Source organism: Anaerosporobacter sp. (assembly GCF_965301125.1).
On sequence record NZ_CBDLAM010000384.1, the window covers coordinates 1 to 1,550 of the forward strand.

At 32.4% G+C, this 1,550-nt stretch carries 2 protein-coding genes; both read left to right on the forward strand.

Going from position 1 to position 1,550, the window contains the following annotated elements; all coding sequences use genetic code 11:
• Window positions 1-25 precede the first annotated feature (25 nt).
• The gene (locus ACW2QF_RS20235; protein ID WP_455717818.1) at window positions 26-829 is read left to right on the forward strand and encodes an ABC transporter ATP-binding protein; all 804 of its coding nucleotides are present in this window, start codon (window positions 26-28) and stop codon (window positions 827-829) included.
• Entirely contained in the window at window positions 823-1,458 is a 636-nt protein-coding gene (locus tag ACW2QF_RS20240) for an ABC-2 transporter permease (RefSeq protein ID WP_455717817.1), read from the forward strand. The genes ACW2QF_RS20235 and ACW2QF_RS20240 overlap by 7 nt, the downstream gene beginning before the upstream one ends.
• Window positions 1,459-1,550 lie beyond the last annotated feature (92 nt).

Below are 1,550 nucleotides of genomic sequence, written 5' to 3' on the forward strand. Positions count from 1 at the left end.
GTATACAAACTTTAGTCTTTAGAATATTAACTTTAAACTCCCAAAAGGCTCCTTCATGGGATTTATCGGTGATAATGGTGCTGGTAAAACAACCTCTATCAAATCAATTTTAAACCTAGTTAATATTGATTCTGGTTCTATATTATTTGAAGGTGAAGATATCTCAAAGAATATAACACAACAACAAAAGGAAGCTATTGGTGTTGTATTAGATGAATGTTGTTTTCATGAAACCTTACGTGTGAAAGATATTCAGATGATAATGAAAAATCTGTATAAAGAATGGGACACTACAGTTTTCCAATCCTATGTAGAAAAATTCAGAATTCCTACGGATAAAAGAATTAAAGAATTCTCTAAAGGAAATAAAATGAAATTAAACCTTGCTGTTGCCCTTGGCCATAAGCCAAAGTTATTAATACTAGACGAAGCAACAGGTGGACTTGATCCCGTTATACGAAATCAAATTCTTGATGTTTTCTTAGATTTTATTCAAGACGAAGAACATAGCATACTTCTATCTTCTCATATTACTACAGATTTAGAAAAGATTTGTGATTATATAACCTTTATCCATGATGGCCAGATTGTATTCTCACAAACAAAGGATGAAGTATTGGATAATTACGGTATTGTTTGTTGTCCAAGTAATGATGCAGACATGTATGATTCTTCTTATATAATTAGCAAGAAGAAAACAAAATTCAATACTTCAATACTGGTTAAGAATAAAGGTAGTTTTATTAAGCAATATCCAAATTCTAATGTTGCACCGGTAACACTAGAAGAAATCATGTTATTCTATTCAGGAGGTGTTCAGTCATGTTAAGAGGGTTATTACTCAAGGATTTACTGGTATTAAAGAAATCAATTTTAATTGGATTGGCTATACTCATATTTTATAGCGTGGTAGGCATATATGATGCTTCTTTCATAAGTTTTTACTATTTATTATTCTTTAGCTTATTAACCATCTCTTCTCATTCCTTTGATGAACAAGCGAGATGGACTCCTTATGCACTCACTACCACAACGAATAGAACCAAACTTGTGCAATCCAAGTACCTACTTGCCTTAATCACGGCTGTAGGAGGATTTCTCTGTTCTATTCTTATGACCATAACACAACTAGTTTTAAAATCAGGTACATTTGTACTAACAATATCACCAGTCCTATGGGTAGCTCTCTATATAGCATTACTATTTAATTTTATAATACTTCCGATTCTCTTCAAACTTGGTAGCGAAAATAGTCGCGCGGTTATATTTGCAATCTTTGCACTTCCTAGTATAGTTGTTATTATTATTTCTAAGAATAATTCACTACCATCAATAAGTAAGGAAATGATAGATACAATCATAAAAATTCTCCCTTATATCGGTGTGATAAGTATTTCTTTATTTGGGATTCTCTCTTACTACATTAGCTTGAAAATTGTAAGGAAAAAAGATTTTTAACATTACCTGATAGTGTGGTTAGCCTTCGTGGGCACACAAATCGAGTAGGAGGGAAATTCAACTAAATTTCCCGACCTCTCACACCACCGTGC

What these genes read in the sequence shown, in the direction of transcription:
- ACW2QF_RS20240 (WP_455717817.1), top strand. Translation starts at nt 823, where the DNA reads ATGTTAAGAGGGTTATTACTCAAGGATTTACTGGTATTAAAGAAATCA.